Source organism: Kitasatospora sp. NPDC004240 (assembly GCF_053603215.1).
The window spans coordinates 1-7765 of record NZ_JBSGFD010000290.1; the positions used below are offsets into that span (position 1 = coordinate 1).

A 7765-nucleotide genomic window follows, 5' to 3' on the forward strand; every position below is an offset into this window, starting at 1 on the left:
CTCTTCGGTCGTCACAACCCGAATGCTGGACACCCTTCCTGCGTGTCCGGAGCAGAACCAGCAAAGCCAGCCGACTTCGGAACTACTCGTCTAGGTGGCGAGGGCGTTCGTACGGACGTCGGAGCCGTCGAGCAGGACGCGCACCCAGACGCGCTTGCCCGCGCCGCGCCGTACGACCACCCCGAAGTCGAAGGCCAGGTCCCGGACCATCTCGATCCCCCGCCCGCTCTCGCCGAAGCGTCTCGGCCGGCGCTGGCGGAGCGGGAGGTCATCCCGCCGGTCCCAGATTTCGAGCCGACAGTCGCCCGCCAGCTCCTGGAGGTGGAGGCGCACCTCACCCTCGCCGTCGCGGCACGCGTGCAGCACGGCGTTGGTGACCAGCTCGGAGGTGATGAGGACGAGGTCGTCGACGCGTTCGCCGGACCAGCCCCAGGAGGAGAGCTGTTGACGCACTTGGGTTCGAGCCGTCCGCACCGAGGAGGTGTGGTCGGTGAGGACGGTCGCCCAGGAGTTGAGGAGAGAACTGCTCAAAGTGGACATGGTTAGCCCCTTCGCAACGACGCTCCGTCAGGAGCGTGTCCGTGCGGTCACGTTGAGTGTGGACGAGACGAATTCGAACCTGCAACACGAACGCAGAAACAAATCCGTTGATCTTGGACTCGCTTGAGGAGGCAGCCCGGTTGGGGCAAGACTGGTCTCACACCCGGAGGGAGGGGCGCCACTTGGGCAAGGACCTGTCCACCATCAGGAAGATCCGCCTCGGCGACGAACTGCGCGCCTGGCGGCTGGAGAACAACAAGACCCTCGTGGATGTGACAGCCGGCCTGAGGGGCTGGAACGCCGCCCGCCTCAGCAGAATCGAGCGTGGCCACCAGCCGATCAGCGCCACCGACCTGGCGACGCTACTGGACCACTACGGCGTAACCGGTCAGGACCGCGAGGAGTTCGAGAACCTGCTCGGGGACGGATCGCCAAACCGGCTGTGGTGGCGCGACTTGGACTTCGCCAACTCCATCACGGCGGCTTTTGCGGAGTACCTCGCGCTCGAAGCCGATGCCTCTCACATGCTCAACTACTTCCCCTCGGGATTCCCTGGGCTCACCCAGACCGAGGGCTACGCGAAGGAGATGATCGCGGCAGGCCTCAGCGCTCCCAACGAGGAACAGATCGAGACAGCAACAGAGGTCCGAATGCGTCGGCAGCGACGACTCACCGAGGACCCTGCCCTGCACCTCGAAGCGTACTTCGGCGAGGTTGCACTGCTCGTGGCCGGCCACCAGAAGGTGCTCGCGCAGCAGATTCGGCACGCAATCAGAGTCGCTCAGTATCCAAATGTCACGCTGTGCATGGTCCCGCTGAGTGCAGGACGACCGGGCATCCTGACGTCAGGACTCACCCTGATGCACTTCCCTGATGAGCCCGAAGATGGTTTCGTCTTCATCGAAGCCGTCGGCGGTATGCTCCCGCGTAGAACGGGACGCGACGTACGGCGAGCTGAGCGGGCATTCGCCCGGCTCAAGCGGTTCGCACTGTCGCCGGAGAACACCATCACCGTCCTTGAACGCAAGCTGGAAGAGCTGACGTGAGCGAGAAGCACGATCCGTACGACCATGACCCCGCCATCGTCGACTGGATAAAGTCGCCGTTCTCCGGGGATGACAACGGCGACTGCGTCCTCATCGCCCGCTTCGACAACGGTGACGTCTGGCTCGGCGACGACAAGGACCTCACCCGTCCCCACCTCGCCTTCGACCGCGCCGAATGGGCCGCCTTCGTCCAGGCTGTCGAGGCCCGCGACCCCCGCTTCACCGCCTGAGCCCCTGGCCGCGATCACCGTACGGGCCCTCGCCGAACCCCTCGGCGAGGGCCTTACTAGTCGGTATGCTCCCGATCATGCGGCGCCTCCTCCTCGTTCTCACCCTCAGCCTCTCCTGCGTGGCCCTGGTCCTCCACGGCCTGATGATGGGGGTGACCTCGCTGGAGTTCGACGAGGAGTGCAGCCACGGCATGGTCGGGGGTGGCCTGGGTCAGCTCCGCGACACGGGGTACGACCTCTTCCCGCCCAACGGCTGGTGCACCTACGACCACACCACCATCACCGCGAATCCGGACTGGGCCGTCACTGTCTTCTACGCGCTCGTCGCTGCCATCCTGATCTGCGGTACCGCCCTCGCCACAGGTGTGCACCACCCGTCGTCCAAGCGTTCCGAGGAGGCAGGCATGACCGGTCGGCACGACCCGTACGACCACGACCCCGCCACCGCCGACTGGATCAAGTCCCCTTTCTCCGGCGACTCCAACGGCAGTTGCGTCCTCCTCGCCCGCTTCGACAACGGTGACGTCTGGCTCGGCGACGACAAGAACCCCGACCGCCCCCACCTCGCCTTCGACCACGCCGAATGGGCCGCCTTCGTCCAGGCCGTCGAGGCCCGCGACCCCCGCTTCACCGGAGCCTGAGCCGATGTCCTTACCGCGCCTCGCAGCCCAGTTGCTCGCCGTCGCCGCCGTCGCCGTGGGGACGGCCGCCGTGGCCAGCCAGTTCACCGGTCCTCACCCGGGCGGCACCCGGCCACCCGTGGCCGTGAGCTCCGAGACCCCGCAGCTCCGCACCGACACCGAGCCGCTGGCGGACGCGTTCCCCAAGCTCGGGACGATCGTGCAGGCGCACTGGAAGCAGCAGTCGCCGACGCCGTCCGAGAACTTCGTCCACGGCGTCCTGAAGCTGGCGCCCGGGACGGTCTCCCGGCTGCTCGCCACCGCGCCCGGGCCGGCCGAGGAGCTCCCCGGGAATCCCTACATGCTCCCGAGCCTGGACGCCTACCTCCCCGCCAAGCCCCACTGGGTGCACCACCCGGCGCTGGACGCCGCCCTGCTGCCGGCCGACTTCGCGCGCCTCACCTTCGACGCGGCCTCGGACACCGTGCTCCTCTTCGCCATCCACCCGGCCGACCCCGACCCGGCCACCCCGCAGCGGAAGACCGCTCCCCCGCTCTCGGCCGCCCCCTGACCCGTCCGCCGCCCGGGCCACCGGTGCCCGCGCGCGCCCTCGGCGGCGTGGCCGCGGCCGCGTGTCGCGGGCAGCGGGCGACACCCCGGCTCCGTACGTCACGTACGCCCGCCGAGGCCGGCGTCCAGGCGTCCGGACACCCGGGGCCGCGATGCCCGCCGGGCGCAGCGAGAACCGGCCCGGGCTAGTCCAGGTCGGCCTGCCACAGGTCGGGACCGAAGACCTCGTACTGGATGTCCCGCGGGGCGACCCCGCGGCCGATCAGGCTGCTGCGCACGGCCTGCATGAACGGCAACGGTCCGCACAGGTAGTACAGGGCGTCCTCGGGCAGGTCGACCGCGGTCGGGTCCATCAGCCCGTGGAAGACCCCGTCCACCGGCTCGTGGCTCTGGGCGTTCTTCTCGAACCACAGGTACATCCGCGCGTTCTTCAGGGCCAGGATGTCGCCGACCACCTGGCGGCGCAGGGGGAAGGACGCGTCGTCGACGTCGGCGTGGAGCAGGGTGACCGACAGCCCGGACTCGGCCGCGACCAGGTGCGAGAGCATCCCCGCCATCGGGGCGATCCCGATGCCCGCACTGGCGAACACCACTGGCCGTCCCGCGTCGTCCAGCACCACGTCGCCGTAGGGAACCGACAGCGTCAAGGTGTCGCCGACCTTGACCGAGTCGTGCAGCAGCGTCGACATCTCGCCGTCGGGGTCGGCGCCCTCGCCGCGCACCCGCTTGACCGAGAACTGGCGGTGTTCCCCGTCGTCGGCCCGGGTCAGGCTGTACTGGCGCGGCTGGAGCTTCCCGTCGGGCATCCGCATCCGCACGGTGACGTACTGGCCGGGCAGCGAGGTCTTCACCAGCCGGTCGTCGGTCCGCCTGACCACGAAGGTCACCACGTCGTCGGTCTCCCGGACCTTCCGGATCACCTGCCAGTCCCGCCAGACCGTCTCCGGCCGGACCCCTCGGGCACTGTACAGACCGCGTTCCTGGTTGATCAGGGCGTTGGCCATCAGCCAGTAGACCTCCTCCCAGGCCGCGGCGACCTCCGGGGTGACCGCGTCGCCCAGCACGTCGACGATCGCCCACATCAGGTTGTCGTGCACGATCCCGTACTGGTCGGGACGGATCCCGAGTGAGGCGTGCTTGTGCGCGATCCGGCGGAGCAGTTGCTCGGGCACCCGCTCCGGCGTCTCCACGAGTGTCGTGGCGAACGAGGCCACCGAGCCGGCCAGCGCCTGCTGCTGCTCGCCGTGCACCTGGTTGCCGCGGTTGAAGACGCCGTCCATGAGCTCGGGATGCTCGCTGAACATGTGGGTGTAGAAGCGCTTGGCGATCTCGCCGATGTGGTCGGCGACGACCGGCAGCGTGGCGGTGATGACCGGCCGGGACTTGTCGGAAAGCACAGGACCCTCCTGCGGGAGACGAGCGATGAGACGTGGTCGGTGGAGTTCGAACGCGGGTGCTCGGCGGTTGCCGCCCCACGCGGGCTCCTCGGCCACGCTGCCTGGACGGGGTCCCGGGAGCACGCCCGAACGGCCATCCGGGGGACGGCAGGACACCGCACCGGAGCGGCGTACCCGATGCCCCGGCCGCAGCTCACGGGGCTGCGCCCAGGGCGTGTTGGAGGCTTGCGATGAACCGGTGGAGGACGGCGGGGTGTCCGGCGGCACGGGAGGGGTTGAGCTCGCCGATCGAGAGTGCTCGGAAGCGGGGGTCCCGGCAGGCGGTGTCCAGCGCCTCGGACAGGGCGTCGAGGGTGGGGCCGCTGTTGCGGCCGTGCGTGCTCTCGGCGAGCGGCGCGTCGGTGAAGTCCAGGACGTCGACGTCGAGGTGCACGGCCAGGGGACCGGACGGGAGCGCACCGAGGGCCCGGGTCACCTCGGTTCCCGGCGTGGTGGCGAGATCGATGTGCGAGCCCCATCGCAGGCCGAGGCCTGCTGCCTGCTCGCGCTCCCAGGAGGTGGCGGCCTCGGGATCGACGCCGAGGAGGTGGAGCCGGTCCGGGGTGAGCAGCGGGCGGTGGGCGAAGGCGGCCGCCAGCGGCTCCGCGGCTCCGGGCAGGTCCAGCCCGTGGGCGAGCCCCATCCAGTCGAGGGCGCCGTCGCCGGTGCTGGCGGGTGTGTTGAGGTCGAAGTGCCGGTCGATGTAGAGCAGGCCGGCGTCCGGGTCGTGTGCCGTGAGAGCCGCCATCACGCCCAGTGCGACGGTGCAGTTGCCGCCGACGACCAGGACGTCCGCGTCCTCCTCCAGCGCTCCGGCGACGTGGTCGGCGACCGCCTTGACGGCCTGGACCACTGCCGCGAGGTTCTGGGCCCGCGGGTGCCGCGGGTCCGGGGCCCACACGTGGAGCGGCCCGTCCCCTGCGTCCCGTACCCGCCGGCCGGCCGCCCTCAGGTGATCGATCAGGCCCAGCCGGCGCAACACGCCCGGTGCGGCCTCCTGGCCGGGTGCGTAGCTGGCCGCGCTGGTCGGCGCGCCCACCAGGACGAGATCCCGTCGCATCCGTCCATCATCACCGGCTGCCCGGACGGGCGCGAGCGGCCGGACCACCCCCTCGGCGCGATGGCGAGGGCGAGGGCGGGCCCGGTCGGCGTGCGGACGGGATCGGGACGGTGCGCGGTCGCGGCGGTCGAGCCACCGGCGTCCGAGGACGCCGACGACGAGGTGGGCGGCGAGGCCGGCCACGATGGCGAGGCCGGCCACGATCAGGCCGTCGCCGTCGGCTGAACCTCGCCACCCCACACCCTTACCCGCTGGTAGCCCCTGGCAGGCTGGCCCCATGACCCCAGGGACCGCCGAGGAGTTCACCGCCCACCGCCCCAGGATGTTCGGGCTGGCCTACCGCCTGCTCGGCTCCGCCGAGGAGGCGGAGGACGCCGTGCAGGACGCGTACCTGCGCTGGAGCGGCGCCGACCGGGCGGCCATCGGGCAGCCGGCGGCCTGGCTCGCCAAGGTGGTCACCAACCTCTGCCTCAACCGGCTCACCTCCGCGCGCGTGCGGCGCGAACGCTACGTGGGGCCGTGGCTGCCGGAACCGGTGTTCACCGCCGACGGCACGCTGGGGCCGCTGGAGTCCGCCGAGCGGCGCGAGGCCGTCTCCGTCGCGCTGCTCGTCCTGCTGGAGCGGCTGACGCCGACCGAGCGCGCGGTGTACGTGCTGCGCGAGGCCTTCGGCTACGGCCACCGGGACATCGCCGGGGTGCTCGGCCTGGGCGAGGCCAACTGCCGCCAGCTCCACCGCCGGGCCGTCCGGCGGCTGGAGGAGCCCGGGGCCCGGTTCACCCCTGCGGCCGGGCGACAGGCGGAGCTGGTCGAGTCCTTCGTCGCGGCCTCGCGCGAGGGCGACCTGGCGGGGCTGGAGAGACTGCTCGCCGAGGACGTGGTCTGGTGGAGCGACGGCGGCGGCAAGACCTTCGCCGCCCGCCGGCCCCTCCTCGGACGGACGAACGTGCTGCGTTTCCTGGCGGGCCTCGCCCGGCGCTCCGCCACCGACCCCGAGCTCGCCCTCACCGCGGCCGAGGTCAACGGCGCCCCGGCCCTGGTGTCGCACGTGGGGGCGCGGCTGGTCGCGGTCACCTCCTTCGAGGTGCGCGACGGCCTGATCGCCCGGGTGCGGGTGGTCGTGAACCCGGAGAAGCTGGTCTTCGCGGGCCGCCAGTTCGCCGCCCTCTGACGCCGGGCGGGCGGGGCCGGCCGGGCGGTTGTCACATTCGCGCGTGCCCGTCGGTTCCCAGTGGACGACGGGCGCGCCACCCGGGCCCGCCCGCCCACCGAGAGGACGACCCACGATGACCCTGATCCTGGTGACCGGCGGCACCGGAACCCTCGGCCGGCCCGTCACCGAGCGGCTGCGCGCGGCGGGCGCTTCGGTGCGGGTGGTGAGCCGCAGCGCCCGGCCGTACTCCGTCGACCTGCGCGAGGGCACCGGGCTGGACGCGGCCCTCACCGGCGTGGACACCGTCGTGCACTGCGCCAGCTCCCCGAAGGGCGGCGACGAGCAGGCGGCCGCCAACCTCGTCGCCGCCGCCCGCCGGGCGGGGGTGCGGCACCTGGTGTACATCTCCATCGTCGGCGTCGACCGGGTGCCGCTGCCCTACTACCGCGCCAAGCTCGCGGTCGAGCGGCAGATCCAGGACTCCGGGCTCGGCTGGACGATCCTGCGGGCGACGCAGTTCCACGACCTGGTGCTGCAGGTCCTGCGGGGCGCGGCCAAGCTGCCGGTGCTGCCGGTCCCGGCGGGCGTCAGCGACCAGCCGATCGAGGTGTCGGAGGTCGCCGAGCGGCTGGCCGGGCTCGCCCTGGGCGAACCCGCGGGCCGGGTGCCGGACATGGGCGGGCCCGAGGTCCGGGCCTTCGCCGACCTGGCCCGCGCCTACCTGCGCGCGAGCGGGCGGCGCCGGCCAGTGCTGAACCTGCCGCTGGCCGGCCGGACCTACCGCGGGTTCCGGGCCGGCGGGCACCTCACGCCCGAACGGGCCGTCGGCGTGGTCACCTTCGAACAGTTCCTCACCGACCGCCTGCCCGAGCCCCGCTGACGACGCCGCGGCGGCCTCGGCCGGGTCGGCGGTTCCACCAGCCGGCACCGCTCGTCCTCGGCGGGCGGCGCCGGCAGCTCCTCGTGCGCCCGCCCGGCCTTTGCGCGCAAGGCCGTCCTCGTCCCCCGAGCACTAAGACCGACCGGCAATAGGGGTGCGGCGTCGCGGGCCGATGGCTGTCGCCCGGACGGTTTCTCCTCGGTCACCAGGGCTCCGCCATGGCTCCTTCG

10 protein-coding genes are annotated in these 7765 nt (G+C 71.9%); 7 read left to right on the top strand and 3 right to left on the bottom strand.

The genetic code is table 11. The annotated features are described in order from the left end of the window. Positions 1-90: 90 nt before the first annotated feature. A complete protein-coding gene (locus tag ACWEQL_RS39180) occupies positions 91-540 on the bottom strand; it encodes an ATP-binding protein (protein WP_452155844.1) in 450 nt (149 codons plus the stop codon). A 182-nt stretch (positions 541-722) separates the two neighbouring features. Between ACWEQL_RS39180 and ACWEQL_RS39185 the strand changes: the two genes are divergently transcribed. From ACWEQL_RS39185 to ACWEQL_RS39200, 4 genes are all read left to right on the top strand, one after another. Beyond that, on the top strand, positions 723-1586 hold the full coding sequence (locus tag ACWEQL_RS39185; RefSeq protein WP_452155846.1) for a helix-turn-helix domain-containing protein: 864 nt from the start codon (positions 723-725) through the stop codon (positions 1584-1586). Further along, a complete protein-coding gene (locus tag ACWEQL_RS39190) occupies positions 1583-1816 on the top strand; it encodes a DUF397 domain-containing protein (RefSeq protein WP_452155848.1) in 234 nt (77 codons plus the stop codon). The genes ACWEQL_RS39185 and ACWEQL_RS39190 overlap by 4 nt, the downstream gene beginning before the upstream one ends. 77 nt (positions 1817-1893) lie before the next feature. Then, positions 1894-2457: a DUF397 domain-containing protein gene (locus tag ACWEQL_RS39195; protein WP_452155850.1), complete on the top strand. Its 564-nt coding sequence runs from the start codon at positions 1894-1896 to the stop codon at positions 2455-2457. 4 nt (positions 2458-2461) lie between these two features. After that, complete coding sequence (locus tag ACWEQL_RS39200; protein WP_452155852.1) at positions 2462-3007, top strand: hypothetical protein; 546 nt, start codon at positions 2462-2464, stop codon at positions 3005-3007. Between the two features lie 184 nt (positions 3008-3191). Here the strand turns inward: ACWEQL_RS39200 and ACWEQL_RS39205 are convergent, their stop codons facing one another. After that, positions 3192-4403, bottom strand: coding sequence for a globin domain-containing protein (locus ACWEQL_RS39205; protein WP_452155854.1), 1212 nt, complete (start codon positions 4401-4403; stop codon positions 3192-3194). Positions 4404-4596: 193 nt separating this feature from the next. Next, positions 4597-5502: an arginase family protein gene (locus tag ACWEQL_RS39210; RefSeq protein WP_452155856.1), complete on the bottom strand. Its 906-nt coding sequence runs from the start codon at positions 5500-5502 to the stop codon at positions 4597-4599. A 60-nt stretch (positions 5503-5562) separates the two neighbouring features. On the opposite strand from ACWEQL_RS39210, the gene ACWEQL_RS39215 reads away from it, so the two are divergent. From ACWEQL_RS39215 to ACWEQL_RS39225, 3 genes are all read left to right on the top strand, one after another. After that, a complete protein-coding gene (locus ACWEQL_RS39215; protein WP_452155858.1) occupies positions 5563-5727 on the top strand; it encodes a hypothetical protein in 165 nt (54 codons plus the stop codon). Between the two features lie 52 nt (positions 5728-5779). Next, on the top strand, positions 5780-6673 hold the full coding sequence (locus ACWEQL_RS39220; RefSeq protein WP_452155860.1) for an RNA polymerase sigma-70 factor: 894 nt from the start codon (positions 5780-5782) through the stop codon (positions 6671-6673). Positions 6674-6788: 115 nt separating this feature from the next. Further along, positions 6789-7535 carry an SDR family oxidoreductase gene (locus ACWEQL_RS39225; protein ID WP_452155862.1) on the top strand — a complete coding sequence of 249 codons (747 nt, stop codon included), beginning with the start codon at positions 6789-6791 and terminating at the stop codon, positions 7533-7535. The last annotated feature ends 230 nt before the right edge of the window (positions 7536-7765 follow it).